The organism is Microcystis sp. MC19, from assembly GCF_003019735.1.
Lineage (GTDB): Bacteria > Cyanobacteriota > Cyanobacteriia > Cyanobacteriales > Microcystaceae > Microcystis.
Genome location: NZ_CP020664.1, coordinates 3,480,669 through 3,499,534 on the forward strand (window position 1 = coordinate 3,480,669; position 18,866 = coordinate 3,499,534).

Here is an 18,866-nt window from a genome sequence, read left to right on the forward strand (position 1 = left end):
ATTAGGAATTAGGAATTAGGAATTAGGAATTAGGAATTAGGAATTAGGAATTAGGAATTAGGAATTAGGAATTAGGAATTAGGAATTAGGAATTAGGAATTATGAATTATGAATTAGGAATTAGGAATTAGGAATTAGGAATTAGGAATTATGAATTATGAATTATGAATTATGAATTATGAATTATGAATTATGAATTATGAATTATGAATTATGAATTATGAATTATGAATTATGAATTATGAATTATGAATTATGAATTATGAATTATGAATTATGAATTATGAATTATGAATTATGAATTATGAATTATGAATTATGAATTATGAATTATGAATTATGAATTATGAATTATGAATTATGAATTATGAATTATGAATTATGAATTATGAATTATGAATTATGAATTATGAATTATGAATTATGAATTATGAATTATGAATTATGAATTATGAATTATGAATTATGAATTATGAATTATGAATTATGAATTATGAATTATGAATTATGAATTATGAATTATGAATTATGAATTATGAATTATGAATTATGAATTATGAATTATGAATTATGAATTATGAATTATGAATTATGAATTATGAATTATGAATTATGAATTAGGAATTAGGAATTAGGAATTAGGAATTAGGAATTAGGAATTAGGAATTAGGAATTAGGAATTAGGAATTAGGAATTAGGAATTAGGAATTAGGAATTAGGAATTAGGAATTAGGAATTAGGAATTAGGAATTAGGAATTAGGAATTAGGAATTAGGAATTAGGAATTAGGAATTAGGAATTAGGAATTAGGAATTAGGAATTAGGAATTATGAATTAGGAATTAGGAATTAGGAATTAGGAATTAGGAATTAGGAATTAGGAATTAGGAATTAGGAATTAGGAATTAGGAATTAGGAATTAGGAATTAGGAATTATGAATTATGAATTATGAATTATGAATTATGAATTATGAATTATGAATTATGAATTATGAATTATGAATTATGAATTATGAATTATGAATTATGAATTATCAAGTGGGGAGAAGGGGTGATGGGAGAGGGAATGATGAATTAAGTAGGTAGGCGTTAAAAATTATCAGATCCACCCGCCTATCGGCACCCCCCTTATCAAGGGTAGGGCTGTTTCATTTAAATTAAGTACAGCTGATTTTAAGTCAATAAATTTGACTGAAGATTCTCAAGTTTATCTTTTTCTAACCAAAAGAATTAGTCACAATAACTAATCTTTAATCCTCTGCCAATATTTATTATGAATAAAGTGATAAAGCTTGTTCCCAAGACACTAAAAGCTTATCTCTCTTGAAATTGTCTGAGAGTACATCCTGTTAATTTAGCTAATTTTTCTGCTTCTTACGTCGATAAAACTATCAGTTTTTCCCAACGTTCAGCTAACCACCTCTGTCCCTCTGTTATTGAGAGAAAACCCAAACCTCTGAAAAGATTCAATCCTATGGTTGTGAGAATTGACCAATTGCTGGCCGCTTGAAAATCACTTATCTCGCTTTTATCTTCCTCAAAAATTACATCTTTTACCCAATGTAACTGATTTTCTATTTTCCAGTGTCCTCGAATAATTTTAGCAAATACTTGAGCGGATTCAGTTAGGCTACTGATATAGTAAGCTGTTTCTTCATACGTTTTATCCCCGCGACTACCCCTTCTTTCTACTTTAATAACTCTTCGTAGATTTTCAAACCCTTGTCTTTCATTTTTACTCACTTTAAAAACTTCTATTTTTCTTGATATTTTTCGTCCATGACTATTATCTTGTTCGAGAAAGCACCTTTCTGGCTTTGAGGAATTACTCAGGTCTTGTATTCGCTGATAAAGATTTTTCTGATTTCCTTTAACGGTGATAACATAATCATTTTTACTCTTGGCTATTAAGCTGATTGTTTTTTTCTGACAATGTAAAGCATCGCCAGTAAAAACTTTATTTTGGAGAGAGCAATGCTTGATTATAGCTTGACGTTCCTCGATTTCAGACCCTTTTTTGTTTTCGATTCTTTTTAAGTGTAATACTAAGCCACTTTCTTGACTAAACAATGAGACAAACATAATAAAATTTTGTTGTTCATCATTAGGATTCTTTAGGGTGTTTTTGAGACTTTTTCCATCTATGCCTAGCCAATTTATATCATCTCTTTGTCCATATTCTTCTAATGCCCATTCATTAAACATTTTTAACAAAATCTGCCACTCAACTCCCATCATTACCCTTCTAATTGTTGAATAAGATGGGACTCTTTCTGGAATTATGTTAAATTCTTGACTGAGCCTATGCCGACCCTTCGACTTGGCTCAGGGCAAGTTATTTTTAGCAAACTCTCCTAGCTCTCTATAACCTGAGTATCCTAGCATTGTTCCCAGTATTATTACTACTAATACTATCCATAAAGGGTGTCTTTTTCCTTGATCTTTCCGAAAGTCCTTGACTTGTTTCAGTTTTTCTATTAAGCTCAACATATATTTGAAAGGTTGGCGGTCACTTCTCATTTTACAAAGATAGTGATCGCTTTTACTTTTGATATTCTGATGGGAGAATGAAACAGCCCTAGGATCAAGGGGGTATCGAACCTCAAATCCATTTTTAATTTAATTATAACCAGCTAAGTAGGTAGGCACAATTATTTGTAGGATGGGTTAGCGGTAGCGTAACCCATGCGGGTGTTGGGTTTCATGCTTCAACCCAACCTACGTTCATTTTATATTTAATTCCACCCACCTACTTACTTATGAATGATGAATGAATGATGAAGTGGGGAGAAGGGGAGAAGGGGAGAAGCGGAGAAGGGGAGACGGGAGATGCGAGCAGGGAGAAAAAAGCGTTCGACAAAAGCTCACGCCGAAGTCTGACGGCTAACGAATGTTACGATTGTTACAACATCTTGACATTAATTCTGATACCCTGACAATGTGTCAATCTGTGCAGTAATGGGGCAGAAACTCAGGTGGTATCGATCTATATTTCTATTGTTGAGGGCAACCCGCACTTGCGATCACTATTAGCTTGGCATCTGCAACAGGCCGGTTATTTTGTTAACCAATCGGCAACCCTGCAAAGTGCGCGTCAAGCTTTCCTTCATCGTCAACCAACCTTAGCAATTATCGATTCCGACTTGCCAGATGGGGATGGAATCGAACTCTGCCGTTGGCTTGATCAACAAAAACAGTCTTTAATCCTGATTCTCTCGGCCCGTAATAGCGAAAAAGATGTGGTCAATGGTTTAAAAGCCGGGGCCGACGACTACCTGAGAAAGCCCTTTGGAATGCAAGAATTTATGGCTAGGGTGGAAGTGTTAACCCGTCGTTTACGCGGTGGGGCAGCTCCCCTACACTTGGATTATGGGGAATTAAAAATAGATTTAGCCCAACGACGGGTACAATTTCGCGGGGAGTATATCGAATTAACGCCCCAAGAGTTTAGCCTACTCTACGTTTTAGCCCAAGCGGAGGGAACACCCCTATCAAGAGCTGATTTACTGCGTCGCGCCTGGCCCGAGGAAATCGATAATCCCCGGACAATTGATACTCATGTTCTGTCTTTGCGGAAAAAAATCGAAACTGATCCCAGACAACCTAATTTAATTCAAACCGTCCGCAACGTCGGCTATCGTTTCAATCTAGAAATGTTGGCCGAGATCAATTCAGCTTTAGAAGCTAATATTATTGCCCCCACCAAAGGCAATCATAACGGTCATTCCATGAGTAAAATTCCCGCTCACAATGTTAGTCGTTAATTTTGGCTTTGTCCGACCAATGAGCAGATTTTTGGCGGAAATCGTCTCCTAACCACTGAATCGAAGCGAGGAGACGAAGGGCCAGTTAAACCGTAGTCACCATTGACCGATCCGCTTGTCGCTGAAATTCCGTCAATAAACGCCGAAATTCGTCGCCGTCAATGGTTTCCTGTTCAATCAGTATATCCACCAAGCGATCAATCGCCCCACGATTGTCAAGGATAATTTTTGTTGCTAAATCGTGGCATTGCTTGACAATTTCCCTTACTTGTGCATCAATTTTCGCCATCATCGCAAAAGAATGGTCGGCATGATAACCGGCACCAGCAGCACCGAGATAGGAATTGCCCTCCTCCTCTAGGGCAATTAATCCCAATTCCGACATTCCCAGACGCGTTACCATCTGTCGGGCCAGATAGGTAATTTTTTCAATATCACTACTGGCACCGGTGGTCACTTCATCCTCACCGAAGATACATTCCTCCGCCACTCTTCCCCCTAATAATCCCGCAATTCGGGCTAATAACTGGGAACGACTGGTTAAACCCTGTTCTTCATCGGGAGTGAACCAAGTTAACCCCTGCGCTTGACCCCGGGGAATCAGGGTGACTTTTTCCACCTGATCGTGGCCGGGACAGAGACTAGCGACAATCGCATGGCCGACTTCGTGATAGGCGATCAAACGCTTGGCTTTACTATCGACTAAAGCGCGCCCTTCCATACCGGCCACAATCCGGTCGATGGCATCGTTGACTTCCTCCATGGTAATGGCCTCTTTGCGCCTTCTAGCGGTAAAAATCGCCGCTTCGTTGAGCATATTAGCCAAATCTGCCCCGGTAAAACCGGGGGTGCGACGGGCGATCGCCGCCAACGCCACATCGGCAGCCACCTTTTTATCGCGAGAATGGACCTCTAAAATGGCCAAACGTCCCTTAGAATCTGGATAATCCACCACCACCTGTCGGTCAAAACGACCCGGACGCAGCAAGGCCGAATCCAAAACATCAGGCCTGTTGGTGGCGGCAATGACGATAATGCCAGTATTTCCCTCAAAACCGTCCATTTCCGTCAATAATTGGTTCAGGGTTTGTTCCCGTTCATCATTACCTCCCCCATAACCGATCCCCCTTTGACGACCAACGGCATCAATTTCATCGATAAACACCAAACAAGGGGCATTTTCCTGGGCTTTTCGGAACAGATCTCGCACTCGCGACGCACCAACCCCGACGAACATCTCCACGAATTCCGACCCGGAGATGCTGAAAAAAGGCACTCCCGCCTCTCCTGCGATCGCTTTAGCCAGTAAAGTTTTCCCCGTCCCAGGTGGCCCGATTAACAGGACTCCTTTCGGGATTTTTGCGCCAATAGCCGTAAATTTTTCCGGTTGTTTGAGGAATGTCACCACTTCCTGTAAATCTTCCTTGGCCTCATCCACCCCCGCCACATCATTAAATTCTATGCCGGTTTTCGCCTCCATCTGAAACCGCGCCCTTGATTTACCGAAGTTCATCGCTTGGCCGGAAGCATTGGCAGAACGACGGATAATAAACACCAATAATCCCAAGACGAGAATAATAACTAACAGGTTAGTGAGAACATTGATCAAGGCCGAATTGTCAGTGCTGGGGAGAATGCCGTACTCAATTTTTTCAGCATCGAGTTTCTTGATTAATTCGGGATTTTGGTCAAATAAATTGACTTCTTTTGGGGGATCCTTATCCGTTTGACCGACGAGGGTAACTGCTGCCTGCTGCAAAGAAGGATTGATTTCCACCTTTTTTACCTTGCCTTGGTCAATCTTCTCTAACAATTCACCGTAGGTGAGGGTATTTGGGTTTTTTTGACTCCAAGCAGGAGTGACATGGCCAAAGGTTTGCAGAATCATCCAAGTGCTGACAATCCCTTTCCATACTTGCCGATTACCACGATTCTTAGCTGAGTTGGCTCTAACTACGGTGAGCGGAGATTTTTGATCCATAATTGACTCTATATCTAGTTACCCTGTATTCATTGTGACAGATCGACTCGATCGTGACCACTGTTCTGTTTTCCCCCAGGCACGACCCTGAGGGGAAATAGTGATGACGGTTTTTTGCTATACTATATTTAGCTAGGTGGTCTAACCACTGCCTATCCCAATCACTAACAGTTTAGGGAAGTGGGTTTCGCCCGCTTTTTTTATTGTCCAAATCATGACCCATCCGCTCATTCCCGACCTGCTGCACCTAGCCACCCCTATCGCTGAAAACTTGGGGCTAGAAGTGGTCGATATCGTTTTCCAAACCAATAAAAGGCCTCCCGTCCTGCGCGTCGATATTCGCAATCTTACGGGAGATACTGGTTTAGAGGACTGTGAGCAGATGAGTCGGGCCCTAGAAACCGCCCTCGACAGTCAAGAAGTCTTACCCGGGACCTACGTTTTAGAAATATCTAGCCCCGGCATTTCTCGACAACTGAGCAGCGAGCGCGAATTTCAGTCTTTTAAAGGTTTTCCCGTCATCGTTACCGGCCAGGATGGCCAGGGAAAACCACAAGAATGGCGCGGAAAACTGCAAGGTAGAGATGAGCAATCTATTTATCTTAACCAAAAAGGTCGCTCCCTGACCATCGATCGCACTACCGTCATCAGCGTCCGTTTAGATGAGCAGCGCAATAATCAGTGATCAGTAAACAGTAATCAGTAAACAGTGATCAGGGATAAGGATGAAGATAAATAACTCACTAACTGATTAACTTAAAACTTACATCTGATAACTTACATCTGATAACTGATAACTGATAACTGATACAAGGCTGACGGATAAAAAACTAATAACTCAAAAGTAAGGAGAAAAAATAATTATGGCCACTGTTAATTTGCCTGGGTTAAAAATGATGATCGAAGAAATTAGCCAACGACATAATCTGCCCAAAAATGCCGTACAGGAAGCCTTGCGTGAAGCCCTTATCAAGGGGTACGAACGTTATCGCCGCGCCCAAAGTTTAGAAAAAGCAGCTCAATTTCATGAAGATTATTTCAATAACTTTGATGTGGAATTAGACGTAGAAGAAGAAGGCTTTCGCATCCTTTCTACTAAAACTATTGTCGAAGAAGTGACTAATCCCGACCATCACATCGGTCTCAAAGAAGTGCAAGAAGTGGCCGATGAGGCCCAATTAGGGGATGAAGTAGTTCTGGATGTCACCCCCGACCAAAGAGAATTTGGTCGCATGGCGGCGATTCAAACTAAACAGGTTTTACTGCAAAAACTGCGGGATAACCAACGCAAACTGATTCAAGAGGAGTTCCAAGATCTAGAAGGAACGGTTTTACAGGCCCGGGTCGTCCGTTTTGAAAGACAGGCCGCTATTGTCATGGTACAAAGCACCTACGGTCAACCGGAAGTGGAAGCAGAACTACCCAAACGGGAACAGCTGCCCAACGATAACTATCGGGCCAACGCCACCTTTAAAGTGCTGCTCAAAAAAGTCCTAGAAGGTTCTCACCGGGGCCCGCAATTAATCGTTTCCAGAGCGGCGGCGGGTTTAGTAGTATATCTGTTCGCCAACGAAGTTCCCGAAATCGAGGAGGAAATCGTGCGTATTGTCGCCGTCGCCCGGGAAGCCAATCCCCCCTCCCGTCACGTTGGTTCGCGGACAAAAATCGCCGTCGATACCCTAGAAAGAGACGTGGATCCGGTTGGGGCCTGTATTGGGGCCAGAGGTTCGCGGATTCAAGCCGTGGTTAACGAATTGCGGGGGGAAAAAATCGACGTGATTCGTTGGTCTCCGGATCCGGCCACCTACATCGCCAATGCCCTTAGTCCCGCCCGTATCGACCAAGTTTTGTTCACTAATGCCGAAGAAAGACAAGCATTGGTACTGGTCGCCCAGGATCAATTAAGTTTAGCGATTGGCAAAGAAGGGCAGAACGTGCGTTTAGCCGCCCGTCTGACGGGCTGGAAAATCGATATTAAGGATATCGCCCTCTATAAAGGCGAACAAGAGCTAAAAAACGCTGAAAAAGACCTAGAATTGCAGGATTTAGAAGAAGAATGAATCCCTTCGTCAATTATCGACGCTGTATTAGCTGTCGTCTCTTCGCCCCGAAAGAATCCTTTTGGCGAATTGTCCGACTACACCCGTCCGGACAGATACAATTAGATCAAGGCATGGGAAGAGCCGCCTATATCTGTCCGCAGTCCCACTGCCTGCAACTAGCCAGGCAAAAAAATCGTCTCGGACGCGCCCTAAAAGCCAATATTCCCGAAACGCTCTATGACTCCTTGCAAGAGCGACTCGGGCCTGGCGAGCAAGGTCGAGCAAATCAGGATTAAAATTGACGATCATAGCCACAAAATCGTTAGCATAGAAATGGGGCTCCTGACAGGATCAAAAAATCAGCCAACTTATAGGATCACTAACAATTTAGCCGGGGGATAATGGATGAGTAACGCGAAAGTCAGAATTTACGATTTATCAAAAGAATTGAATCTAGACAACAAAGACATTTTGGACATCTGTGACCAGTTAAACATCGAGTACAAGAGCCACAGTAGCACGATCAGCGAAGAGGATGCCCAACGCATCAAAGCGATTGCGGCCAAGGGAGTGGCCTCGAGTACCGGGAAAACTAGCATGGGTCAGCGAGAATCGGCTAGTCCTGCCGAAGAAAAAAAACAAAAGATTTTAGCCCTGCATAAACACAACCGCCCCGAAACCGGCGAAGAGGGGCTAAACTATCCCGGTTCCGGCAGTTCCTCGGCCAAACCGACTTTAATCAGTCCCCCCCGTCCCCCGGTGAAACCCCTCGTCGCTCCCTGGGGGAGCGACGAGGCGGCCGAAAAAACTCCCCCTACGGAGGAGAAGAATGCAGCCACCGCCACTGCAGCAGAGATGCTGTCTCAAACCCCCAGTGTTAAAGAAACCCCGACCGAAACCCCGCTAGTCCCAGAAGCAGCCCCCACCTTGATCGCCCCACCCAATCGACCCTCCCTCACCCAGAAACCACGCCCTGAAACCGCCTCGAGCCGGCCAGAACCCCGATCCAAAAATGCCCCCGGCAGTAACGACAGGCCCCGGGGAGAAAAACGCGAGCGCGGCGAGAGCGAAAACGCCCCTAGTCCTGAGCGCAGGGCTGGCTTGGCTAAACCCGAAAAACCGACTCTCAACCGCAAAACCGACGGAAAAAGCCCGAAACTGGGGGAACCAGCCAGAGAAGTGCGGGAGACGGTGGAATTGAAGCGCCCAGTTCGCCCCGGTTTGCCCGCCAAAATCTCGGCTACCGGCGAGGAAGAAACCGATACCACCAAGAAATCTGGTGTTGATGGCACAGAAATCGATACAGATACCGGATTGCTGGGAGCAGACGGGCTGAAAAAACTCAAACGACCCACCATGCCCCCTCGCATGGCCAAAAAATCTAGCTGGGAAGAAGAAGAAGAAGAAGAGAAAAAAGCGGCCAAAACCGCCAAAACTGCCGGCAAAAACAAACGCCGCACCCAGGCTCTCTTTGAAGATGACGATGATCTAGAATCGGAACTATCCGGGTTAATCAACACCCCCAGTTTTACCCTTTCCACCGCTCGTCCCCCCAAACCGCCCAGCGCGAAAGCAACCACCCCCGGCACTCCAACAGCAGTCAAAGTTAAGCGGCCTAGTAAACCAGGCGCCCATACCAGCAGTCCGAAAAGCGAGCGCCAAGAACCCCAAGAGGAAAAACGCCCGGAAAGCATCATCATCACCGGCAGTCTCACTGTGCGCGACCTCTCGGAATTGATGAAAGTCCCCGAAACCGAGATCATCAGAACCCTATTTTTTAAAGGGATGGCGGTTAATATCACCCAAACTCTCGACGTGGACACCATCGAAATGATCGCCAGGGACTTCGAGATGGCCGTGGAAACCCCCAGCACCCAGTCGGCGGCAATCAAAACCACGGAAATGATCGATGTCTCCGACTGGGAAAGTCTCCAGCGTCGTCCTCCCGTCGTCACCATTATGGGTCACGTTGACCACGGTAAAACCACCCTCCTCGACTCGATCCGCAAAACCAAAGTCGCCCAAGGAGAAGCCGGCGGCATCACCCAGCATATCGGTGCTTACCACGTCGATGTGGAACATAACGGCAAACCAGAACAGATTGTCTTTTTGGATACCCCCGGCCACGAAGCTTTTACCGCCATGCGCGCCCGCGGGGCGAGAGTCACCGATATAGCGGTGCTGGTGGTAGCCGCCGATGATGGCGTACAACCGCAAACGAAAGAGGCAATTAGTCACGCTAGGGCCGCCGAAGTCCCCATCGTGGTGGCCATTAACAAAGTCGATAAACCCTCGGCTAACCCCGACCGGATTAAACAGGAATTGACCGAACAGGGACTGGTGGCTGAAGATTGGGGCGGTGAGACGATCATGGTTCCCGTTAGCGCCCTGCGGGGTGAAAATCTCGATAATCTGCTGGAAATGATCCTCTTGGTGGCAGAAGTAGAAGAATTGGTCGCTAACCCCGATCGCTTGGCTAAGGGAACCGTCATCGAAGCTAACCTCGATCGCACCAAAGGGCCCGTGGCTACCCTGCTCGTCCAGAATGGCACTCTCCGGGTGGGCGATAGCATCGTCGCTGGTTCCGTTTTCGGCAAAATTCGGGCGATGATCGATGATCGCGGTCAAAAAGTCGAAGCGGCCACCCCCTCCTTCGCCGTGGAAATCCTCGGTCTTAGTGATGTCCCGGCCGCTGGCGATGAATTCGATGTCTATGAAAGTGAAAAAGAGGCCCGGGCGATCGCTGATCAACGGGCGATCGAACGACGCAACACCCGTTTACAACAGGCCCTCTCCTCCCGTCGCGTTAGCCTTAGCACCCTCTCTATCCAAGCTCAAGAAGGACAACTCAAGGAACTTAATCTCATCCTTAAGGCAGATGTGCAAGGTTCCGTCGAGGCCATCCTCGGTGCGCTTAAACAGTTACCCCAAAACGAAGTGCAGATTCGCGTTCTCCTCGCCTCTCCGGGGGAAATCACCGAAACCGATGTGGATCTGGCCGCCGCTAGTGGTGCGGTGGTGGTGGGCTTTAATACCACCCTGGCCAGTGGGGCCAGGGCTGCCGCCGATCGGGAAGGGGTCGATATCCGCGATTACAATATCATCTACAAGCTCCTCGATGATATTCAAGGGGCGATGGAAGGTCTTCTCGACCCCGAAGAAGTGGAAGAACACCTCGGTTTCGCCGAAGTGCGGGCCGTCTTCACCGTCGGTCGTGGGGCCGTGGCGGGCTGTTATGTCCAATCCGGTAAACTGGTGCGGAACCGCTTCCTGCGCGTGCGTCGCGGCAAGGAAATTGTTTATCAGGGGGTTCTTGATTCCCTCAAACGGATGAAGGAAGATGCCCGGGAAGTGGCCACCGGTTTCGAGTGCGGTGTCGGTGTTTCTAAATTCAATGACTGGAAAGAAGGCGACATTATCGAAGCCTACGAAATGGTCATGAAACGCCGCACTTTATCCAGTTAATTAGACGGTCACCGTCAGGAGTCAGTTATCAGTTATCAGTTATCAGTTATCAGTCATAATTCCCCCACTCCCCCACCTCCCCACTTCATAATTCATAATTCATAATTCCCCCACTCCCCCACTCCCCCATCTCCCCACTTCATAATTCATAATTCATAATTTATAATTATCATTTCCCTCTATGAAATCAGAACCTTTTTTGTGGATTCATCTGGCAGGGTTAGCGGCTTTGCCAATCTTTTTACAAATCGCTTGGATTGGTTTAGCTGTGGGTGATCCCTTGCCTTTTCTTTGGCTAGAATGGCTATTTCTGGGAGCGATCGCCATCGTCCCCGTCTTTTGGATGCAGTGGACAAAACCTTTTGATATATTTAGTCTTTTGTTGGTTGCCCTAAAACCTAGTCAACTCACCCCCGAACAGTTAAAAATTCTCTCTCTTTTTAAACGTCCTCGCCATCGTCTTCTGACTCTTTTGGGAGTCGTCCTCCTAATTCTCATCGCTTGGCCTATCTATAATTTTGCCCCTCTAGCGGCTGCCGTGGCCGCCTATCTCCCCCAATGGCGGCTTTTAGGTTTAGTCATCGCTGCGATCGCTCTCCTCTTAAGTCACCTATTTTTACAGGTTCCTCTGAGTGTTCTAGGGGTTTTAGCCACGAAGGAAAGTGACTGGACAGCCACCGAAGCTTTAGTTATTGAGCGTATTCCTGAGTTATTTACCATTTTTGGTCTAAAAGTCAATAAAATTATCTAAATTAGCCAAAATGCCGACAATTTCGCCTAGGAATGCAGGATAGATCGCCCGTTTAAGGGTTGAATATTCCTCGCATTACGGGGCAAAATTGCGGCCAATTGTTGCAGTTGTTGGGGAGAAATTTTGATCGCATTTTGCCAGACTAACCAGAGAACATCCTCGCTACAGGGGGGAGTGGACAAAGACCCCCGATATTCATAAAAATCCCTATTTTCTGGCAGCAAAAGCCTGGCATTGACCCAAGTATCGGGGATAATCATTTCAGGAGAAGGTTCTTGGGGCAAATAAGCCCAAATGGTTTGTAAATAGGGATTATGTGCGCCAATTTCGGCTAAGATGCCCACAACTGCTAAATTTCCCCTCCCATTTCGATGCACTAGATGAATTTCTAGAGGGAAAGACTGACCTTTAATCTGATGTTCGCTGGGGTGATGAAAATGGAACTGCAACAAATCCCAGTTTTCGCCGTGAAAACTCATATTTCCACATTTTTCGGTCTTAACTAAGATTGTACGACCGTTATGGCGAATTTTTAGGGGTACAGGACGATAATTAAAGGTGGGGTGGTATAGCTCTTTTTCAGTCACTATACTCAGATCGATCGGTGTTTGTTGCTTTCCCGTGGTGCAGAGGCGATAATTCCTTGATAATTCGCCCCAATGGTCAATATTTTGATAATTCCAAGCAAATTCTGGATTAATAGCCCCAAAAAGAGCCTGAGAGCCAATAAATTGCAGTAATTCTCGTCTATACATGGGATTAAATCCAGAAATCATCGGATAATTAGCAATTTTATCGGGGATTTATGCCCAATTCCCCCAGTTTAGCCGTTAATTTTGCGGCTTTCTGCCTGTTGTGCCGCTTCTAGAGGAGCGGGAACTAATTCCCCTTCGGGGGTACAATAGCGTAGGATAAGGATTTGGTGGTAGTGGCGTAGCCCTCTTGCTTATCTGGTATGAACTGTGTAAAATATTCATTAATAAAAATCATCGGATCACATCGGTCTTTAAACCTCTAGCTTGATGATGAGTTTTCCGATCAATATCTTTTTGTGGTTCGTGTCTGGCTTACTCAAATATCAGTATTGTAAAGTTTTGTAAAAAGTATATGCAAATGACTGCAAACAACTGCTAATATGGTTAGTGCAAGTTTACATTGCAGTTCACATGAAACTATCAGATTATGCTAAGAAAAAAGGGATCAGTTATGACACTGCTTGGAGAATGTGGAATCGAGGGCAGTTACAAGGAGAACGTCTTCCTACAGGAACAATTATTATTTTTGAAGATGACCGTTCTTGCGGTGAAAATAAAGTAGCTATTTATGCGCGAGTTTCTAGTTCAGAAAATCAATCTAACTTAGAGACTCAGGCAAAAAGATTGGAAGCTTATTGTATTGCGAAAGGCTATCAAATTGTTCGAGTAGTTAAAGAAGTAGGAAGTGGAGTCAATGATCATCGAAAGCTATTATTAAAACTTCTAGAACAAACTGATTATAATTTGATTGTCGTAGAACATAAAGATCGTTTAAGCAGAGTAGGGTTTAATTATCTGAAAGTTCTTTTAACTCAAACAAATAGAGATCTAGAGGTCGTTAATCTAGCAGAAGAAAGAAAAGACGATTTAATGGAAGACTTCGTGAGCATAATTACCTCATTTTGCGCTCGATTATACTCATTAAGACGACGAAATAGAAAGACAGAATGTTTAATTAAATGCCTTGAGGAGAATGATGAAATTAGTTCAAAAACATCTAATTAAATTTAATCACAAAAATTATTCAGTAATTGATAAATTAGGATTTTTATCGAAGAATCTGTATAATTGTGCTGTTTATTTAAACCGTCAAGTTTTCTTTTCACATCAACCATTTTTAACAATGACTGAGTTACATCATGCCTTAAAAATGAGTCCAGATTATCAAGCCTTACCCGCCAAAGTAAGTCAGTTAGTATTAAAGCAAGTAGAAAAAACCTTTAAATCCTACCAAAAAGCGAAAGAACAATACAAAAAATCGCCAGATAAATTTACAGGAGAGCCTAAGTTGCCAAGATACAAAGACAAGGAAAAAGGTAGAAACGTTTTAACTTATAACTATCAAGCCATTTCTAAAAAAGCGTTGAAGCAAGGTTTAATCAAGCTATCAGGGACTAATTTAGAATTTAAAACTAATTTAAAGGAAGTTTTAGAGGTCAGGATTATTCCTAAATTGGGTGCTTATTGTTTAGAGATTGTCTATGAACAACCATCCTCATCAAGTCAAGAGGGAGAAAGATATGCTTTTATCGATTTAGGCTTAAATAACCTAGCTGCTGTTACCTCTAATATTCCCGAATTTCAGCCAACTTTAGTATGTGGAAAAGCCTTAAAATCCTGCAATCAAAAGTACAACAAGACACTAGCTAAACTCAAATCGGAATTACCCAGTCTACAGAAGACCAGTAAAAGAATACAAGGTTTAACTTTAAAGCGTAATTGCCAGGTGGATTATTACCTCCACACCGCTAGTAAATATATTATTGATAAATTACTAGCTCATCAAATTAACCTTTTAGTTATTGGTCATAATCAAGGCTGGAAACAAAACATTAATATTGGAGATAGAAATAACCAGTCATTCGTAAATATTCCTCATTCAAGGTTGATCGAACAACTTACCTATAAAGCAAATTTAGTAGGAATAGAGGTCAAAACAACTAATGAAAGCTATACCTCTAAATGTAGTTTCTTAGACTTAGAGTCTATTCAAAAGCAAAAAAGCTATTTAGGCAAGAGAATTAAAAGAGGACTATTCAGAAGCTCGTCGGGTTATTTCTATGGAGCAGATATTAATGGTTCCTTAAATATTGGAAGAAAGGTAGTCGGAGAGGCCGCCTTTAGCGGGAATCCGATAGAGAGGTTCGTAGTTAACCCAGTACGGGTCAAAGCGTACAAAGCTAATTCTAGATGCAATATTTGCGTACAGAATTAGTAACTATAACACAGAACAAAATCACCTCTTCGCCTGTATTGCCTTGTCCTAGTGGTGGTTCTCACCATACCATCAAGAATGGTTCTATTGATAATGGGAACCCCAAACATTAATGTTAAGAATGTGGTGGCCAGTTTGTCAGCAATCCCACTAATAAAACTTTATGAACGCACCAGAATTAGCCATTGCTACCTTTGGTTTAACCAAACAATTTGACCGCCATGGGGCCGTTAATCAAGTGGATTTGCAGATTGAAGCGGGGGAAGTTTATGGGTTAATCGGTCCAAATGGAGCAGGAAAAACCACTTTAATTAGGATGTTAGCGGCAGCGGAAGAACCGACAACCGGAGAAATATATCTGCACGGAGAACGTCTTTTCAGAGATGAGAGTAATCCCCGTCTGAAAAGAAATTTAGGTTATCTACCCGATAATTTTCCCCTCTACGATGACCTAAATGTCTGGAATTATCTGGATTATTTTGCCCGTCTTTATCATATCCCTCGCTCCCAACGTCATCGCCGCATTTATGAGGTTCTAGAACTGGTACAATTAACCAATAAAAGCCATAATTTGATCGCTACTTTGTCCCGGGGAATGAAACAACGTTTAAGTTTAGCTCGAACGATTATCCATGAACCTTTAATTTTACTTCTCGATGAACCAGTTTCTGGATTAGACCCGATCGCTCGCCTACAATTTCGTGAGATTATTAAAGTCTTACAATCGGCAGGTATGACTATTTTAATTTCCTCCCATGTCCTTAGTGATTTAGCGGAACTTTGTAGTTCTGTGGGCATCATGGAATTAGGTTATCTAGTGGAAAGTACCTCTTTAGAGGAATTAAATCAACGTCTAGCCAGCCAATACTTGCAGATTACGACTCTAGGTAATTTAGAAACCTTAGAAACTGCTCTTAAACAATGTATTTTTGTGGAAAGTTGGCAAAGAATTATTAATACTAATACTCTCCGGGTTAGATTTACGGGAACCCTAGAAGATAGTGCCGAATTGTTGAAATCTTTAGTAGTTTCTGGCCTGACCTTAAGCGAGTTTTATACTTGCCGCGAAGATTTAGAAACTATTTTCCTAAAACTGGGACATCGACAGGCATCCTAAGGGTAAATATTAACTTTTAAATCTCGGATAGTAACTTTTCGACTAATTTAATTTGCTCCTGACTAAAACCCGCTTCTTTCAGGTGTGCCAGAAACCATTTTTCTCGATAACGACCGTCTAAATCCCTAGCCTTTTTGTAGGTATCCTGCGCCTTTTTACTATTACCTTGATCTAAATAAATTATTGCCAAAGCTACAAGAGGATGGGGATTATTTGGCTCTAATTTAACTGCTTTTTCTGCGTTAGTAATAGCGGAATTAAAATCTTTTAAACGATGATAGGCAAGGGATAAATTATAGTAGGCGATTTCATTATCGGGTTTTAAATTAGCGGCTTTAGTATGAGTGACTACGGCTTTTTCAAGATCACCAGCCACTAGATAAACAATTCCCAAAGCATTATAGGCAGCCAGATGATCGGGGGCAATTTTTATCGTTTCTTCGAGGGTTGTTCGTGCCGCTAAAGGTTGTTTAGCTAGATGTTGTGTCCAACCTAAAATTACTCTCCCGTCTAGATGATTGGGGTTTAACTGTAGCGATTTTTTTAAAGCCTCAATACTTTTGATAAAATCTCCCTGTTGACGATACTGTAATCCCAATTGACGATAACGATTAGCCGATTTAATGTCCGATGGCGAAATAATCGGACTGGGAGAAGGAGAAACGAGCATCTCGGCTGTCGGTTCTTTTGTCAGGGGAGAGGGAGGACTACAGCCCCAAAAAACCGGGGAACTAAAGATGATCGAGATAGTCAGGAGTCGATAACTATTCATGGGACAATTAATACCAGTCCAATTGTTAAGGGTGTCATCAAATTATGAATTATTCCCCTGAATCCGTGCAACGACTGCTCGATTCCGATGATTATGGCGATCGCTTATCGGGAGTTAATCAACTGCGTTATTTAGCCCCAGAAATCGCCTTCGAGATGTTACAGCCTGTAATTAACGATAGTAACGCTAGGGTGCGTTATTCGGCGGTAAGTCAGCTAGATATCCTCGGTCGTCAGAATCCTGATCTGGCCTTAACTATTCTACGCGATCGTTTGTTAAATGATCCCGAAGCAGACGTGAAAGCAGCCGCGGCCGATGCGATCGGGGGGTTAAAATTAACGGCAGCCTACGATGATCTGGTGGCCGTCTATCAACAATCCTCCGACTGGTTAATTCAATTTAGCATTGTGGCAGCTTTGGGCGAATTGGGGGAACCCCGGGGCTTTGAACTGCTGGAAATCGCCCTAAACTCCGATAATGAATTGGTAAAAACGGCCGCCGTTAGCGCTTTTGGGGAACTAGGCGACCCTCGCGCCGTCTCTTTACTTGTTCCCTTGGCTAGTGATGATGATTGGCAACTGCGCTATCGTCTCGCTCAAGCTTTAGGTCGTTTAGGGGGGGAAGATGCGATCGCTGTTTTGACCCAGTTAACTAGCGACAAAAGCGCCCAAGTCGCCCAAGAGGCCCGCAATAATCTTGTTCAAGGGTGATACAGAATAGTTGATTTTTGTCAATACCATTTACAATAAACTTTAATTAAGAATCGTTAACAAAGGTAAAGCGATGAAACAATTTACCCGTTTAATCTTGCTCGTCAGTCTCCTCGCGGGGGGCTGTTTCTTTCCCTCAATTGCGATCGCCGATAATCCGGGGGGGGCAATCGTGAGCAGGAATTCACAGGTTAACGAACTACTGCGTCAAGCGCGGCAATTGGTCAGAAATGGCAATTATGGGGAAGCTATAGCCGTTTACGAGCGGGCTGCCGCCCTTGATGGCAATAATGCCAAAATTTTCTCTGGGATCGGCTTTTTACAAACGCGGCAAGGGGATTATAACGCCGCCGCCCAAGCATACCAAAAAGCTTTAAGTCTCGATCCGAGTAATCCCGACTTTTTCCATGCTCTCGGTTATAGTTTGGCTAATATCGGTGATTATGACAATGCAGCCACCGCTTACTACTACGCTATTCAAATAGAACCGAAAAACGTCCAACACTACCTCGGTTTAGGGGTGGTATTATTACGGCAAAAAAACTATGCAAAAGCGGGCGAAGTTTACCAATGGGTTTTAGCTCTCGACCCCAATAATCAGCAAGCCCATGAAATCATGGGTAAAGCTTTGATCGAACAGAATAAAAGCACCGAAGCCCTCGATTTTCTCCAAAAATCCCTACAAAGATTCCCTAACAATAGTGAATTAAGATTGCAACTGGCCAGCCTTTTGCTCAAACAGGGCGATTTAAATGGCGGAACCCAGATTTTAAAAGAAATAGAACGACAAAATGCAGGAAATTTTTTAATTCAGCTAAAAATAGGTATTTTACTCGAAAAACAAGAGCGTTTTGACGAGGCTCTCCCCTTTTATCGTCGCGCTGTTTTCCTGCAGCCCCAATCGTTGGAAGCACAAGCGGGAATCGGTCGCATCCATCTGGCCAGAAAAGATTATCTTGCAGCAATTATCGCCTATCAAGATTTGGCCGAAATCGCCCCCAATAACGCCGATGTCTATCTTAATCTCGGTCGGGCCTACGCGGGCCGGGGACGAAAAACAGAGGCGGAGGAAGCTTTTAAGCAAGCGCGAGCGGTTTATGTGCTGAAAAATAATCAATCTGGCCTGGAGGAAGTGGATGCCCTGCTGAAGAAGTTGGTTGAGTAAAACCAGATCAGTTATCAGCTTCTCATTGAGGGTGCGGAATGTGGGTTACAAGATTTATCAAGAGTTTCCCCCCTCGCAACTCAAGAAAAAATCATCATTTTTTCTTGAGTTGACACCGATTTGCCCCCCG

General features: G+C 43.6%; 14 protein-coding genes and 2 pseudogenes. 12 read left to right on the plus strand and 4 right to left on the minus strand.

The features are described 5' to 3' along the window. Nucleotides 1-1,373 precede the first annotated feature (1,373 nt). Nucleotides 1,374-2,489, minus strand: a pseudogene (locus tag B5D77_RS17675) (ISAs1 family transposase). A 485-nt stretch (nt 2,490-2,974) separates the two neighbouring features. On the opposite strand from B5D77_RS17675, the gene B5D77_RS17680 reads away from it, so the two are divergent. Continuing rightward, a complete protein-coding gene (locus tag B5D77_RS17680; protein WP_008203454.1) occupies nt 2,975-3,763 on the plus strand; it encodes a response regulator transcription factor in 789 nt (262 codons plus the stop codon). An 85-nt stretch (nt 3,764-3,848) separates the two neighbouring features. Here B5D77_RS17680 and ftsH read toward each other — a convergent pair whose 3' ends face one another. Beyond that, nucleotides 3,849-5,744: an ATP-dependent zinc metalloprotease FtsH gene (ftsH, locus tag B5D77_RS17685; protein ID WP_008203455.1), complete on the minus strand. Its 1,896-nt coding sequence runs from the start codon at nt 5,742-5,744 to the stop codon at nt 3,849-3,851. Nucleotides 5,745-5,958: 214 nt separating this feature from the next. Here ftsH and rimP point away from each other — a divergent pair, with 214 nt between their 5' ends. The 5 genes from rimP (at nt 5,959) to B5D77_RS17710 (ending at nt 12,002) form a co-directional block, all read left to right on the plus strand. Beyond that, nucleotides 5,959-6,429, plus strand: a complete 471-nt coding sequence (rimP, locus tag B5D77_RS17690) for a ribosome maturation factor RimP (protein ID WP_008203456.1) — start codon at nt 5,959-5,961, stop codon at nt 6,427-6,429. A gap of 178 nt (nt 6,430-6,607) precedes the next feature. Continuing rightward, nucleotides 6,608-7,804 (plus strand): transcription termination factor NusA, encoded by a 1,197-nt coding sequence (nusA, locus tag B5D77_RS17695; RefSeq protein ID WP_008203457.1) that lies wholly within the window; start codon nt 6,608-6,610, stop codon nt 7,802-7,804. After that, nucleotides 7,801-8,082 (plus strand): YlxR family protein, encoded by a 282-nt coding sequence (locus B5D77_RS17700; protein ID WP_008203458.1) that lies wholly within the window; start codon nt 7,801-7,803, stop codon nt 8,080-8,082. The genes nusA and B5D77_RS17700 overlap by 4 nt, the downstream gene beginning before the upstream one ends. A 109-nt stretch (nt 8,083-8,191) precedes the next feature. Then, nucleotides 8,192-11,251 carry a translation initiation factor IF-2 gene (gene infB / locus B5D77_RS17705; protein WP_106909325.1) on the plus strand — a complete coding sequence of 1,020 codons (3,060 nt, stop codon included), beginning with the start codon at nt 8,192-8,194 and terminating at the stop codon, nt 11,249-11,251. Nucleotides 11,252-11,432: 181 nt separating this feature from the next. Beyond that, a complete protein-coding gene (locus B5D77_RS17710; protein ID WP_106909326.1) occupies nt 11,433-12,002 on the plus strand; it encodes a low-complexity tail membrane protein in 570 nt (189 codons plus the stop codon). Between the two features lie 26 nt (nt 12,003-12,028). Here the strand turns inward: B5D77_RS17710 and B5D77_RS17715 are convergent, their stop codons facing one another. Then, on the minus strand, nt 12,029-12,757 hold the full coding sequence (locus tag B5D77_RS17715; RefSeq protein ID WP_106910024.1) for a carbonic anhydrase: 729 nt from the start codon (nt 12,755-12,757) through the stop codon (nt 12,029-12,031). A 411-nt stretch (nt 12,758-13,168) separates the two neighbouring features. Here B5D77_RS17715 and B5D77_RS17720 point away from each other — a divergent pair, with 411 nt between their 5' ends. From B5D77_RS17720 to B5D77_RS17730, 4 genes and pseudogenes are all read left to right on the plus strand, one after another. After that, nucleotides 13,169-13,762 carry an IS607 family transposase gene (locus tag B5D77_RS17720; RefSeq protein WP_008204769.1) on the plus strand — a complete coding sequence of 198 codons (594 nt, stop codon included), beginning with the start codon at nt 13,169-13,171 and terminating at the stop codon, nt 13,760-13,762. Further along, nucleotides 13,734-14,972 (plus strand): RNA-guided endonuclease TnpB family protein, encoded by a 1,239-nt coding sequence (locus B5D77_RS17725; protein WP_046662537.1) that lies wholly within the window; start codon nt 13,734-13,736, stop codon nt 14,970-14,972. Before B5D77_RS17720 ends, B5D77_RS17725 begins: the two co-directional genes overlap by 29 nt. 11 nt (nt 14,973-14,983) lie before the next feature. Then, a pseudogene (locus B5D77_RS27365) lies at nt 14,984-15,082 on the plus strand (ISNCY family transposase); the annotation flags it as partial. Between the two features lie 53 nt (nt 15,083-15,135). Further along, complete coding sequence (locus tag B5D77_RS17730; protein ID WP_106909327.1) at nt 15,136-16,089, plus strand: ABC transporter ATP-binding protein; 954 nt, start codon at nt 15,136-15,138, stop codon at nt 16,087-16,089. 16 nt (nt 16,090-16,105) lie between these two features. Here B5D77_RS17730 and B5D77_RS17735 read toward each other — a convergent pair whose 3' ends face one another. Next, on the minus strand, nt 16,106-16,861 hold the full coding sequence (locus tag B5D77_RS17735; protein WP_106909328.1) for a tetratricopeptide repeat protein: 756 nt from the start codon (nt 16,859-16,861) through the stop codon (nt 16,106-16,108). 44 nt (nt 16,862-16,905) lie between these two features. Here B5D77_RS17735 and nblB point away from each other — a divergent pair, with 44 nt between their 5' ends. Together nblB and B5D77_RS17745 are read left to right on the plus strand one after the other, a co-directional pair. Continuing rightward, complete coding sequence (gene nblB, locus B5D77_RS17740; RefSeq protein ID WP_008203462.1) at nt 16,906-17,571, plus strand: phycobilisome degradation protein NblB; 666 nt, start codon at nt 16,906-16,908, stop codon at nt 17,569-17,571. A gap of 73 nt (nt 17,572-17,644) precedes the next feature. Next, entirely contained in the window at nt 17,645-18,736 is a 1,092-nt protein-coding gene (locus B5D77_RS17745) for a tetratricopeptide repeat protein (protein WP_106909329.1), read from the plus strand. The last annotated feature ends 130 nt before the right edge of the window (nt 18,737-18,866 follow it).